This is a genomic window from Micromonospora sp. NBRC 110037, assembly GCF_001652995.1.
GTDB lineage: Bacteria > Actinomycetota > Actinomycetes > Mycobacteriales > Micromonosporaceae > Micromonospora > Micromonospora chalcea.
The window spans coordinates 111,549-130,145 of sequence record NZ_BBVA01000012.1 but is presented as its reverse complement, the minus strand read 5'-3'; the positions used below and the strand labels follow the sequence as shown (position 1 = coordinate 130,145).

Annotated in this window: 20 protein-coding genes; 10 read left to right on the top strand and 10 right to left on the bottom strand. The window is 73.6% G+C overall.

Annotated elements, in window-relative coordinates:
* Together A4R25_RS27890 and A4R25_RS27885 are read left to right on the top strand one after the other, a co-directional pair.
* Positions 1-665: integrase core domain-containing protein (locus tag A4R25_RS27890; RefSeq protein ID WP_157539180.1), on the top strand; the 665-nt coding region annotated here is incomplete at its 5' end.
* A 199-nt stretch (positions 666-864) separates the two neighbouring features.
* Positions 865-1,518 carry a dienelactone hydrolase family protein gene (locus tag A4R25_RS27885; RefSeq protein WP_064448616.1) on the top strand — a complete coding sequence of 218 codons (654 nt, stop codon included), beginning with the start codon at positions 865-867 and terminating at the stop codon, positions 1,516-1,518.
* Positions 1,519-1,529: 11 nt separating this feature from the next.
* Here the strand turns inward: A4R25_RS27885 and A4R25_RS27880 are convergent, their stop codons facing one another.
* A complete protein-coding gene (locus A4R25_RS27880) occupies positions 1,530-2,663 on the bottom strand; it encodes an AI-2E family transporter (RefSeq protein WP_064448615.1) in 1,134 nt (377 codons plus the stop codon).
* 129 nt (positions 2,664-2,792) lie between these two features.
* Between A4R25_RS27880 and A4R25_RS27875 the strand changes: the two genes are divergently transcribed.
* Positions 2,793-2,975: an antitoxin gene (locus A4R25_RS27875; protein WP_043327099.1), complete on the top strand. Its 183-nt coding sequence runs from the start codon at positions 2,793-2,795 to the stop codon at positions 2,973-2,975.
* A gap of 77 nt (positions 2,976-3,052) precedes the next feature.
* Here A4R25_RS27875 and A4R25_RS27870 read toward each other — a convergent pair whose 3' ends face one another.
* The 8 genes from A4R25_RS27870 to eccB all read right to left on the bottom strand — a co-directional run bounded on the left by A4R25_RS27870 (position 3,053) and on the right by eccB (position 9,372).
* Positions 3,053-3,661: a C39 family peptidase gene (locus tag A4R25_RS27870; protein ID WP_064448614.1), complete on the bottom strand. Its 609-nt coding sequence runs from the start codon at positions 3,659-3,661 to the stop codon at positions 3,053-3,055.
* Positions 3,662-3,807: 146 nt separating this feature from the next.
* On the bottom strand, positions 3,808-4,221 hold the full coding sequence (locus A4R25_RS27865) for a pyridoxamine 5'-phosphate oxidase family protein (RefSeq protein ID WP_064448613.1): 414 nt from the start codon (positions 4,219-4,221) through the stop codon (positions 3,808-3,810).
* 22 nt (positions 4,222-4,243) lie between these two features.
* On the bottom strand, positions 4,244-4,582 hold the full coding sequence (locus tag A4R25_RS27860; RefSeq protein ID WP_043327093.1) for a YkvA family protein: 339 nt from the start codon (positions 4,580-4,582) through the stop codon (positions 4,244-4,246).
* A gap of 77 nt (positions 4,583-4,659) precedes the next feature.
* Entirely contained in the window at positions 4,660-5,493 is an 834-nt protein-coding gene (locus A4R25_RS27855; RefSeq protein ID WP_064448627.1) for a hypothetical protein, read from the bottom strand.
* 146 nt (positions 5,494-5,639) lie between these two features.
* Positions 5,640-6,035 carry a hypothetical protein gene (locus A4R25_RS27850; protein ID WP_064448612.1) on the bottom strand — a complete coding sequence of 132 codons (396 nt, stop codon included), beginning with the start codon at positions 6,033-6,035 and terminating at the stop codon, positions 5,640-5,642.
* A gap of 107 nt (positions 6,036-6,142) precedes the next feature.
* A complete protein-coding gene (locus A4R25_RS27845; RefSeq protein ID WP_064448611.1) occupies positions 6,143-7,423 on the bottom strand; it encodes a WXG100 family type VII secretion target in 1,281 nt (426 codons plus the stop codon).
* On the bottom strand, positions 7,416-7,787 hold the full coding sequence (locus A4R25_RS27840; protein WP_030503518.1) for a hypothetical protein: 372 nt from the start codon (positions 7,785-7,787) through the stop codon (positions 7,416-7,418). Before A4R25_RS27840 ends, A4R25_RS27845 begins: the two co-directional genes overlap by 8 nt.
* Positions 7,788-7,902: 115 nt before the next feature.
* The gene (gene eccB, locus A4R25_RS27835) at positions 7,903-9,372 is read right to left on the bottom strand and encodes a type VII secretion protein EccB (protein WP_064448610.1); all 1,470 of its coding nucleotides are present in this window, start codon (positions 9,370-9,372) and stop codon (positions 7,903-7,905) included.
* A 161-nt stretch (positions 9,373-9,533) separates the two neighbouring features.
* Here eccB and A4R25_RS27830 point away from each other — a divergent pair, with 161 nt between their 5' ends.
* A complete protein-coding gene (locus A4R25_RS27830) occupies positions 9,534-10,706 on the top strand; it encodes a type VII secretion protein EccE (protein WP_064448609.1) in 1,173 nt (390 codons plus the stop codon).
* Here A4R25_RS27830 and eccD read toward each other — a convergent pair.
* Positions 10,690-12,087 carry a type VII secretion integral membrane protein EccD gene (eccD, locus tag A4R25_RS27825; RefSeq protein ID WP_064448608.1) on the bottom strand — a complete coding sequence of 466 codons (1,398 nt, stop codon included), beginning with the start codon at positions 12,085-12,087 and terminating at the stop codon, positions 10,690-10,692. The two genes, A4R25_RS27830 and eccD, sit on opposite strands and share 17 nt — an antisense overlap.
* Positions 12,088-12,257: 170 nt before the next feature.
* On the opposite strand from eccD, the gene eccCa reads away from it, so the two are divergent.
* The 6 genes from eccCa to A4R25_RS27795 all read left to right on the top strand — a co-directional run bounded on the left by eccCa (position 12,258) and on the right by A4R25_RS27795 (position 18,580).
* Positions 12,258-16,223, top strand: a complete 3,966-nt coding sequence (gene eccCa / locus A4R25_RS27820; protein WP_064448607.1) for a type VII secretion protein EccCa — start codon at positions 12,258-12,260, stop codon at positions 16,221-16,223.
* 73 nt (positions 16,224-16,296) lie between these two features.
* Positions 16,297-16,707: a YbaB/EbfC family nucleoid-associated protein gene (locus A4R25_RS27815; RefSeq protein ID WP_043327085.1), complete on the top strand. Its 411-nt coding sequence runs from the start codon at positions 16,297-16,299 to the stop codon at positions 16,705-16,707.
* A 16-nt stretch (positions 16,708-16,723) separates the two neighbouring features.
* Positions 16,724-17,017 carry a hypothetical protein gene (locus A4R25_RS27810; RefSeq protein ID WP_043327083.1) on the top strand — a complete coding sequence of 98 codons (294 nt, stop codon included), beginning with the start codon at positions 16,724-16,726 and terminating at the stop codon, positions 17,015-17,017.
* 31 nt (positions 17,018-17,048) lie between these two features.
* Complete coding sequence (locus A4R25_RS27805; RefSeq protein WP_043327081.1) at positions 17,049-17,777, top strand: hypothetical protein; 729 nt, start codon at positions 17,049-17,051, stop codon at positions 17,775-17,777.
* Between the two features lie 12 nt (positions 17,778-17,789).
* Positions 17,790-18,059, top strand: a complete 270-nt coding sequence (locus tag A4R25_RS27800) for a hypothetical protein (protein WP_043327079.1) — start codon at positions 17,790-17,792, stop codon at positions 18,057-18,059.
* Positions 18,060-18,271: 212 nt separating this feature from the next.
* On the top strand, positions 18,272-18,580 hold the full coding sequence (locus A4R25_RS27795; RefSeq protein WP_043327078.1) for a WXG100 family type VII secretion target: 309 nt from the start codon (positions 18,272-18,274) through the stop codon (positions 18,578-18,580).
* Positions 18,581-18,597 lie beyond the last annotated feature (17 nt).

Genomic DNA, 18,597 nt, shown 5'->3' with positions numbered 1-18,597 from the left:
TCGCCTGCCACGCCGCCGCCGCGGAGACCGCCCGAGCCGCGATCACCGCGATCAGACAGGCGTTCACCGCCTACGGCGTGCCGGCCATCGTGCTCAGCGACAACGGCATCGCGTTCACCAGCCGCCGCACCCGACCCGGATCAATCTCCACCTTCGTGCAGACCCTGATCGACCACGGCACCCGCCCGATCAACTCCAGCCCCTACCACCCACAAACCTGCGGCAAGGTCGAACGCCACCACCAAACCCTCAAAAAATGGCTGAGCACCCAACCCCCACCACAGACCCTCACCGCCCTGCAAACACTCCTGGACACCTACCGCCGCTACTACAACACCCAACGCCGCCACAGCGCCCTACCCCACCGCACCACACCCGCCCACGCCTGGACCCACGCACCCACCCTCGGCGGACCCACCAGCCCACCCCTGCAAACCGACGCCACCCTGCACCACTGCCCCGTCGCCAGCAACGGCGCCATCGCCGTCGCCGGACACCGCACCAGCGTCGGCACCACCCACGCCGGCACCACCGTCACCGCCATCCGCGACAACAACCACGTCACCATCTACCACCCCGACGGCCAACCCATCGGCTACCTCCACCTCAACCCCGACAAGAACTACATCCCCCTCACCCCCACCCCCACGATCCACAACCCCTGACACATCTATCGGGACTTCCCGTTGACACATGTCCCGGGACATGACAGCCCCTCCAGGGGCCGTTTCGTGCCAAGATCTCCCGTGGTCTTGCCCGGATGGGCGTGATCATGAAGTTGACGGCGTGGGGAAGCGCTTTCTGGGCCGTCAACTTCATGATCGTGCGGTTGGGGGGTATCGGGTGGGCGGGGGGTGGAGGGATATGCGTGAGGTTTCGGTGCCTGTTGTCGACGGGGGGCTCGTCGGGGATGTCAGTGTGCCCGGCGGGGCCGGTGGGGTGGTGCTGTTCGCGCACGGGAGCGGCAGCTCGCGGCACAGCCCGCGCAACACGGCCGTCGGACGCGCGCTCAACGACCGTGGGCTGGCCACCGTGCTGGTCGACCTGCTGACCGCCGACGAGGAGGCGCGGGACGAGGTCACCGCCGAACTGCGCTTCGACATCGGGATGCTGGCCGAGCGCCTGGCCGGAATCGTCGACTGGATGGGCGCCGACCCGGAGCTGGGGCGGCTCCCGATCGGGCTGTTCGGGGCCAGCACCGGCGCCGGCGCCGCCCTGGTCGCCGCGGCGGCCCGGCCGGACCGGGTGGCCGCGGTGGTCTCCCGGGGCGGCCGGCCCGACCTGGCCGGCAGCTCACTGACCGCGGTACGCGCACCGACGCTGCTGCTCGTCGGCGGCCTGGACGAGCAGGTGATCGTGCTCAACGAGCAGGCCCGGGACGCGCTCGGCGAGGTGGCGGAGCTGCGGATCGTGCCCGGCGCCACCCACCTGTTCGAGGAGCCCGGCACGCTGGAGCAGGTGGCCGACCAGGCAGGTACCTGGTTCACCACCCACCTGCGCCAGCCGCACCCCGCCTGAGCGGCAGCCCGTCAGCCCGCGGCTTCGACGGCCGGGTCCGGCCCGGCGGCGCGGCCGGTTTCGGCGCGGTGCCGCTGCACGGTGTCCAGCACCCGCCAGAGCACCGCCGCGATCGGCACCGACACGAACGCGCCGGCCACCCCGGCGACCAGCGTGCCGGCGGTGACCACCACCAGGATGACCGCCGGATGCAGTTGCACCTGCCGCCGCATCACCAGTGGCTCCAGCAGGTTGCCCTCGATCTGCTGGACGGCGATCACCGCGGCGAGCGTGAGCAGAGCCGTGGTGGGACCGTTCGCGGCGAGCGCGACAAGCACCGCCACCGCGCCGGCCACCGTGGCACCGATGATCGGCACGAAGCCGCCGAGGAACGTGATCAGGGCGAGCGGCAGGGCCAGCGGGACCCGCAACACGACAAGCGCCAGTCCGATGCCGATGGCGTCGATGGCCGCGATGATCATCGTGCCCCGGCTGTACGCGCCGAGCGTGCGCCAGCCGGCCCGGCCCGCCTCGGCGGTCAGCTCCCGGCGCGGACCGGTCAGCCGGCGCAACACCCAGTGCCACATCGAACGGCCGTCCTTGAGCAGGAAGAACAGCAGCACCAGCGCGAGCAGGATCGCGCCGGCCACCTCGGCTGCCTTGCGCGCCCCGGCCACCGGGTCGGGCGTCCCGCTGCTCAGGCCCTGCCGGATCTGCTCCACCAGCCGGTCGAGCTGCTGATCGGTGACCGGCAGGCTGGAGGTGACGAAGTCGCGGGTGCGTTGCAGCCCCTCGTCGAGTTGCTGGCTCAGCTCGCCGAACTGGCTCGCGGTGAGGTTCCAGACCAGTACGCCGGCGCCACCCAGGATGCCGAGCAACAGCAGGACGGTGAGCAGCGCGGCGAGCCCGGCCGGCACCCGCAGCCGGCGCAGGCGTACCAGGACCGGATCGAGCAGCGCGGTGAGGAAGAGCGTGCCGGCCAGCGCCACCGCCAGCGGCGCGAGCAGCACCGCGATCTGCCCCAGCAGCCACAACCCGGCCGTCACCACGAGGAGACAGGCGCTCCAGGTGACAGCGGTCCGTACCGGCCAGGGCAGCCCCGCCCAGGTCTGCCGGGGGCCGGTCGTCGGTGCCGGCCGCGTCGGCTCGGATCCATCAGCGTCCACGTCGCCTCCTCGATCGTGGCCGTTGGTACCCGACGCACGTCGATCCGACACCCCGGCGGGAATCGCCCACCCGGTGTTTGTGCCCCCAGCCCCAGGGAAGGCTTCCAACGTATCGAAGGGAGATCCGACATGAGCGACTTCATGGACAAGGCCAAGGACTTCGCCGACAAGCATGACAAGCAGGTCGACCAGGGCATCGAGAAGGCGGGTGACGCGGCCGACAAGCGCACCGGCGGCAAGTACGACGCCCAGATCGACAAGGGCGTCGACATGGCGCAGCAGCGGACCGGCGAGGGTGACACCGGGCGCTGACCCCGTACACCCGCACCGGCTCCGGACACGACGGCGGCCACGCCCCCTCAGGGAGCGTGGCCGCCGTGGCGTCGGGGTCAGGAGCTGTAGCCGCGTCCGGCGATCCAGTTGGCCAGCTCGGTCACGTCCATCCAGTACGTCGGCGTGTCCGGCCGGGCGGGGTCGGCGATGAGGACGGTGTCGGCGTCGCCCTCGTACCGCACCACGGTCAGGTAGTGGCCGGGGTAGCTGTGCTCCACCCCGTCGATGTCCCGGGCGCCGCCCAGGATGTTCGCCACCACCGGCCGGTCGTCGTCCACGGCGGTCCGGATGTCCGCGCGCAGGCGGGCCACCTGCTCCGGGGTGGCCACGTCGTCGCGGATCTCGGTGGTCCGGTACTTGCCGCCGGTGTACTCGTTGAGCACCCGGGTGATGTCGATGGCGGAGTCGGTGCCGTTCTGGGTGGTGCCCAGCTTCGCGGCCAGCTCGTCCTGGCTCACGTCCTTGCCCTCGGCCGAGAGCGCGATGCGGGCCGAGGCGGGACCACAGTAGAAGAAGTTCGGCTGAGCCTGGTACTCGTAGTCGGCGGTGCGGTCACCCTTGCCCTTGACCGGAGCCGCGTGGGCGGCGGCCGGGCCGGCGACGGCACCGCCGGCAGCGGCGAGACCGGCGACGGAGAGCAGGCACTTGCGGATGATCGGATTCATGTCGAGGCTCCATTCGGGGGTCGACGGCTCCGTGCGGGAGACGCGGCACCAGGAGTGGCGCTCGGCGTACGGAGAGTTCAACCGCCCTGCTTCCGGGCCTCATTTCCGGGCGTGACCGGGGCCACCGCGAAACCGGACAGAGCGCCTCAGTCGGGCAGGCTGCCCAGGAGCCGGGTCACCGCGATCTCGATGACCACCCGCTCCGGATTCGGACGCGGGGTGCGATAACGCTCGGCGTACCGCCGTTCGGCCTCGGCCACCGAAGCCGGGTCGCCGCGCAGCGCCGCCCGGCCCTCCACGGTCAGCCACCAGCGGCCGTCGACCTGGCACACCGCCACCGGAGTGCCGTCCGGTCCGGCCGCCGCGACGTGCCGCGCCTTGGCCGACCCCGCCGAGGTGATCACCCGGGCCAGGCCGGCCTCCAGGTCGAAGGTCACCCCCACCGGTACGACGTGCGGGGTGCCGTCGGCGCGCAGCGTGGTCAGCGTGGCGAGATGCCGGTCCGCGAAGAAGCGGGCCACCCGCCCGTCGTGCGGATCCAACCGGTGCCGTCCCGCCATGCCGTCTCCTCGTTCGCGTGTCTCATCGGCGGGGCGCCGCGCCGGGCGGCAGCGCCGGGGACTTCCCGGTGGCCCGCTGTTCCACCTGGGCGGCACGATGCTTGACGGCCAGCCGGCCCAGGTAGAACAGCGCGCCGGCCAGCACGCCCATGTCGTCCAGGTAGATCGGGTCGGGCAGCAGGTCCACCGGCAGGATCGTGTAGATCAGCGCGCCGTAGAACGCGACCTTGCCGCCGGCGCCGAGCGCGCCGAGCATGCGGCGGGTGCGGACCAGCCGGACGGCGAGCACGACCGCCCCGGCCAGCATGGCCGCCGCGACGACGGCGGCGAGTACGACGAGCACCCAGGCTTCACGGGACACGCCCTCACGCTAGCCGAGCCGGGTCGATGCCGCCCGCGGGTCGTGGCCGTGACGCCCCGGGTCGTGGCCCGGGGCGCTCAGGCCGCCACGGCCGCCCGTCCCCGGGCAACCGGGGTCAGCTCGCGGGTGATGTCGACGGCGGCCGAACCGGTCGGCAGTTCCCGGGTGGTCTCCGGCCCGGCGAACCCGACGATGGACAGCTCCGCCTGCGGCTCAGGGGCCGGGTGCAGCGCCGCGAACGCCTCGTCGCGCAGGCTCTGCGCCGCCGCCGCGGCCCGCTCGGCGGCCTGCCAGGCGGCCTGTTCCCGCTGCGTGGCGGCCCGGTGCCGGGCGGCGAGGTTGTCCCGAACCAGCCGGCGCAGCAGCAGCTCCTGCTCCACCGGGTGCCGGCTCGGGTCCCAGCCGTTCCCGCCGAGGATGTCGCTGAGCTGCCGCACCGTGATCTCGTTGCGCCACTGGGCGTCCATCGCCGCCCGGTGCAGCCAGCGCTCCCGGTCCGCGTACTCGGCCGGGGTCCGGGCGGTCCGGGGCAGCGGCAGCGCCGCGGCGGCGGCCAGGCGCCGCACGTCGTCCTCCGCCGCCTGGTACGCCTGCCAGGCCGCCTCGGCCTCCTCCTGGGCGGTCAGCCACTCCGTCCGGCTCCGCTCGGCGGTCGCCGCCGCGCGGGCGGCGGCCACCGCCACCTCGTCGGCGTACCGGTCCCGCTCCCGATCCTGTACGCGGGCCCGCTCGGCCTGATCGATGCTGCTCGGCCGGGCGGCGTCACTGATCCGGTCGACAAGCTCCGAGCGGAACCGGGACGGGCGGACGATCAGGGCGGCGACCACTGTGGCGGCCACGGCGAGCAGAGCCAGCCAGATCACGGCGGCAGCGGGGACGTCGGGCAGGACGGTGGAGAAGACGGTCTGCATCACCAGCACCTCAAGGTGGAACGACTGACGAACAACGGTTTGTGGCCCGGTCATCCGGGTGGGGTGCGTCTCGCTACGGAGACGCGGCAGGGCGCGCGGGTGCGGCAGGTGTGGCCGCGCCGGGGCGTACCGGAAAGGTGGCCCGGTCAGGCGCGTGGCGGACCGCGGCGGGCGATGGCTGCCCGAGCCGGGTCGGCGACGGCGACGGCCTCGACGCCGGGCACCCGCCCGGCGGCTGTGGATTCGGTGCCGGCCGCGTCGGCGGCGGGACCGGAGGTGGACCGCGGCGCGCCGTCGGCCGTCGTGCCGCCCGCCGCGACCGTCGTCAGGCCGACCTCGGCCGGAACCGGAGACGCGATCACGCTCGGCGCGGCGGCGGAGGCGACAGTGACCGCGACGGACTGCTCGGTCACGGCGGCATGGGCGGGTGCGGCGGCGATGCCCTGGAGGCCGACGATCAGCACCAGGCCGGCCACGGCCGTGCGGGCGATCCGGCGCAGCGTCGCCGTCCAGGTGGACGGGGCGAACGCTACGGGCAGCACCAATTCAACCTATCGGTCAGCGGACGATTTCGCAGCTCAAAGATCTTGCTGGTTACGTGAGCCGTCCCACGGGTCGCTGTGGACGGACCGCTGCCTCGATGCCGCTGTCAGTTGCCGCCGAGCACCGGCGGCGGAGCGCCGTCGCCGTCGCCCCAGACCATCTCGTCCTCGGTGAGCCAGGTCAGCCGGCCGTCGGACTCGTCGTCGCCGTGGCTGCCGCGACCACCGAGCACGCCGCCACGGCCGGCCATCGCGGGCCGCCCGGTGCCGCCGGCCCGCTCGCCGGACCTGCCCCCGGCCTCGACCACCAGGCCGCGACCGGAGGTGAGCCGGCCGGTGCCGGCCGCCGCGCGGTTCTCCGCGCCGGGCGCGCCGCCGAACCGGGCCGAGGACGCAGAGTTGGGACCGGTGCCCGCGAGCGACCCGGTGCTGAGCACGCCGGGGGCGCCGTAGAGCCCGCCGCTGCCCCCGCCGGCCGTCATCGTGGCGGGGCCGCCGCCGGAGCCGAAGCCCGCGCTGCCGCCGATCGTCGGGCCGCCGGTGGTGCCGGTCAACGGGCCGGCGCCGGCCAGCGAGGTGCCGCCCGGGTCGACGGTGCCGCCGGTGGTGACCGAGCCCGGAGCGCCCGCGCCGGGGTTGCCGCCCGGTGTGCCCGCGCCCGGGGCGCCCGCACCGGGGGTGCCGCTGGTCGGCGCCGTGTGGTGCACGCCCGACGTGGTGGCGGTGGCGCTCGCTCCCGGGCCGAAACTGCCCAGGTTCGGGCCGGACGACGGCGTCTTGACCGAGGGGCCGTTCTGCAGCGTCGGGTCGCCGTTGCTGGTGTTGCCGGGCAGTTCGACCTCGGGCGGGTCCGGCACGACGATCCGGCCGTACGCCGAGAAGTCGTAGCCCTCGGCGAGCTTCGCCACGACCTGCACCATCCGCTGGTGCGCCTTCTCCTGCTCGGCCTTGTCCTGCTGGTGGCCGACGATCCCGCCGATCACCGCGCCGGGGGCGCCGCCGAGCAGGAAGCCCTTGCCGGCGCCGGAGAGCAGCTTGTCGTTGTCGTCGGTCTTCTCCGGGCTCTCCGCCTTGGACTGCGCGGCCCGCAGCTCGCTGGACATCATGTCGAGGCCCTGCCGGATGCCCGTCATGCCCTCGGCGAGGTTGCCGGAGTAGCGCACGACCATGTCCAGCCGCCTGGTGAACTCGCGCGCGGCGTCGCCGGTCCAGCTCTTGGACAGCGCCTCCAGGTCGGCGGTGAGGTCGCGGCCGAGGTCGTCGAGCGTGCTCTTGAGGGAGGTCCACTGGGCGCTGAGCGCCTCGATCTGCTTCGGGTCGCCGGCGTTGACGCCCTGGTAGAGCTCCTCGTGGCTGACGTGCTCGTAGCGCCGGGTGTACTCAGACACGCGGGTCCTCCTTCGGCTGCTTCATCGCCTCGTTCAGCCCCGAGAGGGCGGCGGCGATGTCGGCCGCGGCGGCGGCGTTGCGGGCCTCGGCGGTCTTGTAGTTCGTCATGATCTTGTGGGTCGCCTCGCGGGCGGCCAGGATCGCCCGGCGCAGCCGGTCGACGTGGTTGACGTAGCTCTGGTGCGTCTCGGAGTAGCGACGTGCGTTGTCGGTCGCGTCGGTGAACGTGCCGAGCGCGGGCGGGCGGCACTGCATCTGGGTGTTCAGCTTGCGCAACACCGACTCCGCCTCGTCCAGGCGCCGCTCAAGTCGCTGGTGGAAGTCCTCCAGGGACAGTACGTCTACTGTCGTGCGCCCCGTCATGGCTGCATCCCCGTAGTCATCGTCGATAACCTTCGCCGCACTCAGGTTAGTCGAAACGCGCCAACCCGGGCGACCCGTGACAGGCCCCATCCACATCGGACCCGGGCGGGGCCGGTCAACCGCCCTGGACCTGGGCTGCGGCTCCGCCGGTGGAGGGGGTCGCGGTGGGCGCCGCCGGGGTCGAGGCATCGAAGTACGCCATCGCGTCCTGGCGCGACAGCGTCGGGCCGGTCGGCACCAGCGCCAGCAGCGAGGCGGGTACGGCCAGCGGGGTCACGTCGCCGTACCCGAGGGCGCTCTTCGCGTCGCCCCCGGCGGTGCCGAGCGGATAGCGGATGCCCTGGGCGGTGATCAGGTAGACCGTCGACCCGGCCGCCGGCTTGCCGCTCTCTCCGGCCGTGGCCTGCGCCAGCACGCCCTTGCCGCCGGGCAGCAGCACGTTCTCGGCGGTGCGTACCGCGTCCCGGCCGCCCTGCCGCGACGGCATCGCGGTCGCCTCGGTCAGCTCGGCCGGCGGGGAGTCGAAGACCTCAAGCGTGGTGGTCGGCGGCTGGCCGGCCGGGCCGGGCCGGTAGGTGGCGCAGAGCACCGTGCGCCCCGGGCGGACCTCGTGCGGCGTCGGCAGCCGGGCGGGCAGGCCGTCCGGCTCCAGCCGCTGGTCGGTGAGGAGCCGGCCCGCCTCGTCCGGCGTGATCTGCGCCACCTCGCCACCCCGGCCGAGCAGCAGCAGCGCGGTCACCTCCCGGACCGTGGCCAGGCCCTGCCGGGTGAGCACGTAGTACTGGCCGGCCGCCTGGTAGACCTGGCCGATCCGGGCCGGCCGGCCGCCCACCGTGAGCCCGCTCGCGCCGCCGTCCCCGTCGATCGTGGGCTTGCGCAGCACCGGCCCCACCGGCACCGCGTTCAGCAGCTGCTGCCCGACGGTGAGGTTCGTGACGCCGGCCATCTTCAACGCCACCAGCGCCTGGTCGTCGCCGGCGACACGCAGCCGCGAGCCGCCGGTGAGCAGGTAGCGGGCGTCGCCGGTGCGCACCACGACGGCCCGGTCGGTGAGCGCGGTGCCGCCGGGCAGCGTCCGGTCGATCACCAGGTGCGTGGTGGAGCGCTGCGTGTCGTTCGGGTCGGGCACGTCGCACACCGACCAGGGGAGCCCGACCAGGGACTTGCGGTCCGGCAGGTCGTCGGGGGCGCCCACGATGCCGACCAGCCGGCCGCGCGGCCGGTCCTTGATGGACGCCTGGGACATGGTGCGGGGCTTCGCCGCCGCGTCGTCGACGATCAGCCGCGCCGAGGCGTAGTTGAGCGTCGGGCGCAGCACCCGGTCCTCGCCGAAGTAGTACGTCGCGCCGGTCTCCCGCTCGATCACCAGCGTGTTCGGCTCCAGCGGCGCCGAGTTGCTGGTGAGCTGCCCGTACGCGCCCACCCCGCCGAGCACCACGGCGGCCGCGATCACGCTGCCGAACACCGCCATGCCGAGGCGGCGCATCGGCAGGTCGTTGGTCTCCGGGTCGCCCGACAGCAGCGCCGAGACGATGCGGCGGGTGACGAAGCGGTACGCCTGGACCTGATCGCGGCGGGTCCGCATGACTAACCTCCGGCGGGGTGGGTCCAACGACGACAGGGCCGAGCGGCGTCGCGGGCTTCCCTACGATAAGGGGCCACCGGGGGTGCGCCGGACCCCGTCCGCCGCCCGAACGCCGCACCCCGCCGGCGGATGTCCAGGATGTCCAGAAGGGACGCTCACCGATGACGCAGCTGCAGGCGCCACCCGGTCGTACGGCCACCGCCCCCGCCGTACCGGTGGACCGGCCGGTCACCCCGGCCGACAAGCGCCGCCGGGGCCGGCTCGGCCCGGTCGTGGTCGGGCAGCTCGTCGTGGTGGAGTGCGCCGCGCTGGCGGTCTGGTTCGCCACCGCCGGCCCGCCCTGGCTGCTCGGGGTGGTGGGCGGGCTGGCGCTGCTGGCAGTGGTCGCCGCGTTCGCGCGCCGAGGCGGCCGATGGTGGTACGAGGACCTGATGCTCCGCCGCCGGCTGCGCCGCCGCCGCGACCGGGCCCGGGGCGCGACGCCGGGCGGCGACCCCCGGCTGGCCGCGCTCGCCCCGGAACTGACAGTGGTGGAGCTGACCGAGCGCGGCACCCGCCTCGGCATCGGGCAGGACGACCGGGGCTGGTTCGCCGCGCTGGCGCTCACCGGCCGGCCCGGCGCGCCCGCGGGCTCGATCGAGGCCGCCGTGGTGGACCGCGCGCTCGCCGTGCTCGCCGACTTCTCCGGCCCGGTCACCCAGACCCAGGTCGTCTCGCACACGCTGGTCTGGTACCCGGCCCCCGGCGCGCCGCCGTCGGCGTACCGGACCGTGTGGGTGGCGCTGCGACTGTCGGTGGCCGACGCGCGGGCCGAAACGGTGAGCCGGGGCGGCGGCCTGCGCGGCGTGCACCGGACGGTGGCGGCCGGGGTGGGCCGGCTCGGCAAGGCGCTCAACGCCGCCGGTCTCGGCCACCGCGTGCTCGGGCGGGACGAGCTGCACGCGGCGGTGGTGTCCGGCGCCGGGCTCGACCTGGCGCCGGAGGCGCCGGTGGAGACGTGGACCAGCGTGCGCGGGGGCGGCTGGACGCAGCGCTGCCTGGCCCTGCGGGTACGCCCCAACGGCTCGCTCGGCGCGCTCGTGGACGCGGTCACCGCCACCTCGGCGCCGTCGCACACGGTCGCCGCCGTGGTGCTCCCGGGCGGCCGGCGGGTTCCGCCGCTGCTGCGGGTGGCGGCCATGGACGGGCACGCCGAGGCGCTGGTGAAGGCGGTCCGGGACATGGCCGGGCGCGCGGGTGTGCCGGCCCGCCCGCTGGACGGCCAGCACGGTCCCGGCGTCTACGCCACCGCGCCGGTCGGCACCGCGATGGGGACCGTCACGGTCGAAGGTTGACGATCCAGCCGTACATGCCGCACACCCACACGGCGAGCGGCACCAGCGCGATGATCAGCAGGATCTCGACGATGTCCAGGGTCCGGCCCCAGACCGGCGAGATCCGCTTGCCGGCCACGGTCAGGCCGTAGACCAGGCTGATCACGGCCACCACGGCCAGGCCGCCGAGGACCAGCCCGAGCCGGACCGCCAGCGAACCGGCGGCGAACGTGGCGGCGGCGACCAGTCCCAGGCCGACGGTGCCGGACAGCAGCACCGGCGTACGCTGCCCGCGGCCGAGGAACGGGCGCGCCCGCAGCAGCGACAGCAGCGCCAGGACCAGGCAGAGCAGGACCGCCGGCAGGCGGCCGTCCTCGGCCAGCACCACCTCGCCGCCGAGCACCAGCAGCGAGACGGTCCAGAGCAGGCCGGTGAGGAAACCGTCGGCGCGCTCGCTGTTGCGCAGCACCGACGGCCCGTCCACCGACTCGGTGTCGGTCTTCAGGTCGTCCGGCCCGGTGGGGATGGACGGCACCGGCAGCCGGGCGAGGCGGTAGGCGAGCATCGGCAGCGCCGGCAGCGCGCCGAAGGCGACTGTCGCCACCACTGCCGCCGACGCCGCCGCGCCGATGCCGAAGGCCAGGCTGAGCACCGCGCCGAGCCCGACCGCCGCCCCCACGCCGACCGCGCCGAGGAACAGCGGCAGGCGGTCGCCGACGGCGAGCGCGGCGATCGCGCCGAACACCACCACGGCGGTGCCGGCGAGCAGGACGTGCGGGGCGGCCAGCTCGCCGAGCGTCCGCTCACCGGCGAGCACCAGCAGGCCGCCGACGCCCGCGTAGCCGATCCCGACCAGGGCCAGCACCGCGCCGGTGCGACTGTCTCCGGCCGCCCGGGACAGCACCGCGGCGCCGACCAGCAGCGCCACCGCGACCACGAAGGCGGCCGCCGCGCCGGGCAGGTGCGGCGGGCCGGTGAACAGCGCCGCCACCGCGCCGCCGGCAAGCGCGGAGGCGGCCAGGAGGACCGCGAACGCCCGCGTGGTGCCCACCTGCCAGGCGCCCGCCCGCTGGGTGGTGGAGGTGGCGACCGCGTCCACCACGTCGTCGAAGACGATCTCCGGGGCGGTCGCGGCACGGGGGTTGAAGTAGAGCACCTCGCCGTCGCGGACCCCGAGCTGCGCGGCGGTACGGCCACCGTCGAGCGGCTGGCCGCCGAGCCGGGACAGGGCCCAGCCGCCGTGCCGCACACCCTCGTCGGCCAGGTCCTCGCCCGCGTAGCGCAGCAGCGTGGGCAGCAGGTCGGCGAGCGGCACGTCGGACGGCAGCGCCAGATCCATCCTGGTACGTGGCGCCACGATGGTGATCCGGCTCAGCCCACCGGTCGCCGTCTTCGTCGCCACAGTGGCCTCCTCGTTGCTCGCAAACGATCCGCTCGGCCCACGGCGTCGCCCCCACGGGTCCACGACGCCTCCGGGAGATTACCTACGATGGCGGTCGCACAGGTTGCCCACCCGACGCTCACCGGCGGTGGCAGACCACGATCAGGGCCGCTTCTGGGGAGGGGAGAGCCGTGAGTACGGTGGTGTTCCGCCGGCTTCCGCGTCAACCGGGGCCCGCGCTGCCGCGCGGCGAGGTGCTGCTGGAGTCCCCGCCCGAGCTGCCGGAGCCGAAGGCCAAGGGCATGGGGCAGGTGCTGATGATCCTGCCGATGCTCTGCGGCGTCGGCGCGATGGCCTTCCTCTACGCCGGCCGCGGCGGCGGCATGATGACGTACGTCGCGGGTGGCCTGTTCGGTGTGTCCATGTTGGGCATGGCGATCGGCACGCTCGGCAACGGCGGCAACGACAAGGCCGAGCTGAACGCGCAGCGGCGCGACTACATGCGCTACCTGGCGCAGATGCGCAAGCGCACCCGCCGGGCCGCCGAGCAGCAGCGCGCCGCGATGACCTGGCGGCACCCGGAGCCGGACGCGCTCTGGTCGATCGCCGCCTCCCGCCGGCTGTGGGAGCGGCGGATCACCGAGGACGACTTCGGCGAGGTGCGGATCGCGCTCGGCCCGCAGCGGCTGGCGGTGGAGATCGTGCCGCCGGAGACCAAGCCGGTGGAGGACCTGGAGCCGATGAGCGCGATCGCGCTGCGCCGGTTCGTCCGGGCCCACTCCAGCGTGCCGGACCTGCCGACCGCGTTGTCGCTGCGCGCGTTCAGCCGGATCGCGTTGCGCGGCGACCGGGAGCCGGTGCTCGACCTGGCCCGGGCCGCGCTGGGCCAGCTCGTCACGTTCCACGCCCCGGAGGACCTGCTGGTCGTCGTCGTGGCCGCGCCGGACCGGCAACCGGTCTGGGACTGGGTGAAGTGGCTGCCGCACGCCCAGCACCCGGGGCGTACCGACGCGGCGGGCGCGCGCCGGATGGTGTTCGCCGCGCTGGACGAGGCGGAGACCGCGCTGGCCCAGGAACTGGGCGGGCGGCCCCGGTTCGCGCCGGAGGCGAAGCCGCTGACCACCGCGCCGCACGTGGTGGTGGTGCTGGACGGCGGCGAGGTCTCGGCGACCTGCGCGCTGACCGGGCCGGGCCTGCTCGGCACCACAGTGGTCGACCTGTCCGGCACGGTGCCCCGCGACGCCGGGCGCTGGCTGCTCTGCCTGGACGCCGGCGACGGCACCGGCCTGGACCTGGTCCGCGGCACCGCCACGTCCCGGCTCGGCAGCCCGGACCGGCTGTCCCTGTCCGCCGCCGAGGGGCTGGCCCGGCAGATCGCCCCGTTCCGGCTCTCCCAGCAGCAGGGCGCGAGCACCGAGGAGCCGCTGGCCCGCAGCATGGAGCTGCCTGACCTGCTCGGTGTCGGCGACGCGGCCACCGTGGACGTCCGGCAGACCTGGCGGCCGCGCAGCCACCGCGACCGGCTGCGCATCCCGCTCGGCCTGGGCCCGGACGGCAACGTGGTCGAGCTGGACTTCAAGGAGTCCGCGCACGAGGGCATGGGCCCGCACGGTCTGGTGATCGGCGCGACCGGCTCCGGCAAGAGCGAACTGCTGCGTACGGTGGTCGCCGCGCTGGCCGTGACGCACTCCTCGGAGGAGCTGAACTTCGTCCTGGTCGACTTCAAGGGCGGCGCCACGTTCGCCTCGCTGGACGCGCTGCCGCACACCAGCGCGGTGATCACCAACCTCTCGGACGAGCTGCCGCTGGTGGACCGCATGCGGGACGCGCTGGCCGGTGAGATGAACCGCCGGCAGGAGGTGCTGCGGGCGGCCGGCAACTACGTCTCCCGTTACGACTACGAGAAGGCGCGGGCGGCCGGGGAGCCGCTGGAGCCGATGCCGAGCCTGCTGATCATCTGTGACGAGTTCTCCGAGCTGCTGGCCGCCAAGCCGGACTTCATCGACCTGTTCGTGATGATCGGCCGCCTCGGCCGGTCGCTCGGCGTGCACCTGCTGCTCGCCTCGCAGCGGCTGGAGGAGGGCAAGCTGCGCGGCCTGGACACGCACCTGTCGTACCGGATCGGCCTGCGCACGTTCTCGGCGGTGGAGAGCCGGATCGTGCTCGGCGTGCCTGACGCGTACGAGCTGCCCAGCGCGCCGGGTCACGGTTACCTGAAGACCGACACCGCCACGATGCTGCGGTTCCGTGCGGCGTACGTGTCCGGCCCGTACCAGGCGCCGGGGCAGGCGCAGCGCTCCACCCGGGCGCAGGTGCAGCGGCGGATCGTCCCGTACGGCATCGACTACGTGCCGGCGCCGGCGCTGCCGAGTCCGGCGGAGGCCACGCCGGAGCCGGAGCAGTCGGGCGACGGCAAGGCGGTGGCCATGCTGGACGTGCTGATCGACCAGCTCAAGGGCCGCGGCAAGCCGGCACACCAGGTCTGGCTGCCGCCGCTGGCCGAGCCGTCCGGGCTGGCCGAGCTGCTGCCGAAGCTGAGCGTGCACCCGACGTACGGCCTGACCACCGCCGACTGGCCGGGCCGCGGCCGGCTCGCCGTGCCGGTCGGCATCGTGGACCGCCCGTACGAGCAGCGCCGCGACCCGATGATGGTCGACCTGGCCGGGGCCGGCGGCAACGTGGTGATCGTCGGCGCGTCGCTGAGCGGCAAGAGCACGATGTTGCGCTCGATGCTGGCCTCGCTGGCGCTCACCCACACGCCGCGCGAGGTGCAGTTCTTCTGCCTCGACTTCGGTGGTGGCGCGCTGCGCAGCCTGGACGGGCTGCCGCACACCTCGGGCGTGGCGGGGCGGCGGGACACCGAGGCGGTCCGGCGGACGGTCGCCGAGGTGGTCGCGGTGATCGACGAGCGGGAGAACCGGTTCACCCAGCACGGCATCGACTCGGTGGCCAGCTACCGGCGCCGCCGCGCGGCCGGTGAGTTCGCCGACGACCCGTTCGGTGACGTCTTCCTCGTGGTGGACGGCTGGAACACGCTGCGCCAGGAGTACGAGGAGCTGGAGCAGACCATCACCAACCTGGCCAACCGGGGCCTCGGCTTCGGCGTCCACGTGGTGATCACGGCGGTGCGCTGGGCGGAGATCCGGATCAACATGCGGGACCTGCTCGGCACCAAGCTGGAGCTGCGGCTCGGTGACCCGTCGGAGTCGGAGATCGACCGGCGGGCCGCGCAGAACGTGCCGGTCGGCGCGCCGGGTCGCGGCCTGACCCGGGACAAGCTGCACTTCCTGACCGCGATCTCGCGGATCGACGGCAAGCGCGACATCGAGGACCTGACCGAGGCGTCGGTGGCGCTGGCCGGGCACGTCGCGGCGAACTGGCCGGGCCGTCCGGCGCCGAAGGTCCGGCTGCTGCCGCGCAAGCTGGCGGTCACCGAGCTGGCGAAGGTGGTCGACCGGTCCGTCCGGGGCATCCCGATCGGCGTCAACGAGTCGGCGCTCGCCCCGGTCTACCTGGACCTGGCGAGCGAGCCGCACCTGACCGTGTTCGGCGACGCCGAGTGCGGCAAGACGAACCTGCTGCGGCTGATCGCCCGGGGGATCGCCGAGCGGTACACCCCGGCCCAGGCGCGGCTGGTCATCGCCGACTACCGGCGCGGCCTGCTCGGCGCGGTCGAGGGGGACCACCTGCTCGACTACGCGCCGTCGAACCAGGTGTTCAGCCAGGGTCTCGGCTCGATCCGCAGCGCGTTGCAGAACCGGCTGCCCGGCCCGGACGTGACCACCGCGCAGCTGCGCGACCGGAGCTGGTGGAAGGGGCCGGACCTCTACATCCTGGTGGACGACTACGACCTGGTCGCCTCCGGCGGCAGCAATCCGCTCAGCGCGCTGCACGAGCTGCTGCCGCAGGCGCGGGACATCGGCCTGCACCTGATCGTCACGCGGCGGGTCGGTGGTGTGGCCCGGGCGCTGTACGAGCCGGTGCTGCAGCGTCTGCGTGAGCTGGACTCGCCGGGACTGCTCATGTCCGGCAGCCGGGAGGAGGGCGCGGTCTTCGGCAACCTGCGGCCGACCCCGCAGCCGCCGGGCCGGGGCACGCTGGTGCGCCGCCGCGACGGCCAGCAGCTGATCCAGACCGCCTGGACGGAACCGGTCTGACGGGACGGACGGCGGGCGTCACTTCCGGTAGCGTCGGCCCGATCGATCGTCGCGATTACGGGGAGAGCCGGAGTTGAGCAGCCCGTCGGGTATCGGTGGAGCCCTGGAGGGCCTGTTGCGGCAGGCGCAGGAGCAGCAGCGGCGGCTGGCCGAGCTCCAGCGGCAGCGTGCGGAGCTGCGGGTAACCGGGGAGAGCCCGGACGGGCTGGTGCGGGTGACCGTCGACGGCGACATGAAGGTCGGCGGCATCGAGCTGAACGCGCGGGCCATGCGGCTGGACAGCTTCTCCCTGGCCGAGTCGATGCAGGCCGCGATCGACGCCGCGTACGTGGCCTTCGAGGAGCGGCAGCGGGAGATGCTGGGCGAGATGCTCGGCGACTCCGAGACGGTCCGCCGGGCGCAGGACGGCACGCTGACCCCGGAGGACTGGTTCCGTCAGTTCGGGGTGGATCTGTCCGACCCGACCCGCAATCTGCGGCGCTGAGCGAGAGGGGACGACGATGCCGAACACCGTCGACGTCGACGCGATCCGGAAGGCGAGCCGAATGCTCGACGCTCCGGACGGGCCGATCCAGTACCTGCGCAACGTCGAGGCGCTGCTGGCCGAGGTCAAGCTGCCCGGCGGCGCACTGAGCTGGTTCGGCACCGGGGCGGTGGAGCGGCACAACGCGGCCGTGGACGGGCACCTCGACAACGTCCGCACCGGCGCGGAGCATCTGCGCAAGGCCGCCGCGCAGCTCGAACAGAGCGCGCAGAACTGGGAGAAGTCGGATCAGCCCTGGGTGGTCAAGTGACCGGCCGGGCCCGCCAGGGGAAGGACGCCTGATGCCACCGGAGATCCTCATCGCCAACGCCTCGGGGACGGTGACCGGCTCGGTGTCGGTCGCCCAGACCACGGCGCCGGTGCGGTCGGCCGCGGCCATCGCCCGGGGCAACCTGGTCTGGATCGCCGCCTCGGCGGCGCTGATCGGCACCATCCTCTACCTGGAGTCCTTCGACAACCAGCAGGTGAACGAGTCCATCAAGAAGTGGGACGAGGCGGCCCGCCTGCTCGGCGCGGACCAGTTCGGCGCGGCGATGGCGGCGGTCCCGCCGGAGGCGTCGGAGTGGGACTTCGACGACCGGGACGCGTTCGACCAGTTCATGCGCAAGCTCGGCGCGGAGATCAACTCGCTGGCCGAGGCGTTCGCCGCCAACCGGGACACGCTCACCGCGGCCCGGGACGCGTACAACGACGCGGTGTCCGGCCTGGCGCAGGCGCTCATGCCGATCCTGGTCGCGGTGATCGCCTCGATCGCGCTCCAGTTCTTCCCCGCGACCACCGCGCTGGCCCAGGCCATCGGCATCGCCGGCCTGGCCGCCACCGCCGCGATCCTGGTCCTGGTCTTCGGCGAGATCAGCGCGTTGCTGCACGCGCTGATGGCCGCGTTCCACACGGACAGCCGGTTCACGTTCACCGCGGACTCCCGGCCCGGCTGGGCGCCCGCCGGCTCCGACCCGGACATCAAGGACATCAAGATCGACTGGGTTCGGGACTCCGCGTTCTACAGGTGACGGGAGCGGGGCATGGACACTCTGATCTTCGTACTGTTCCTGTACGTCCTGCTGACCATTCCGGTCTTCGTGCTCCTGATGCTGTTCGCCGTGCTGACCCGCTCGGCGCGGCTGCGGCGGGCCGCCGAGGTGGTCTCGCTGAGCGCCTGCGCGGCGCTGCTGGTGCTGACGTTCGAGCGCGCGTTCGAGAAGCCGCTGCTGTGGATCGTGGTGGTACTGCTGGTCGCGGTGCTGGCCTTCGGTGTGTCGACGATCGTCAAAGCCGCACGTGAGCGGCCCTGACCTCGGGACGGACCGTCCAACTCGTACGGACAGCGCCGGATCGCCTTGCCGATTCCGGGCTGTCGGAGTACGTCGATGGGCCGGCAGGGCTGCGCGGGTTGGACATCGTCCGCTACGGTTCGGATGAAGTGTCCGTCGGTGGGGTGTGTTCGCCTTGCCGCGGGGGAGGGCGCGGCGGAACCGCCGCCACAAAAGACGGAAGGGTGTGAAGCATGGCGTTCGAGGTCAGTGCAGCGACTCTGCACACCGCCGCGAGTGACGTGCGGTCCACGCGCAGCGAGGTTGACGGTGAGCTCAAGAAGCTGTGGAACGTGGTCGACGACCTCGCGATGGCCTGGAAGGGCCAGGCGTCCACGGGCTTCCAGAGCCTGATGACTCGCTGGACCGAGGACACGAACAAGCTGCTGACCGCGATGGACAACATCGCGGACCTGCTCGACAAGTCGGGCACCACGCACCAGGTCAACGACGAAGAGCAGCAGCAGATGCTGGACAAGTTCCACGCTGCTCTCAACCCGTGATCCGCGAAGACAGGCAG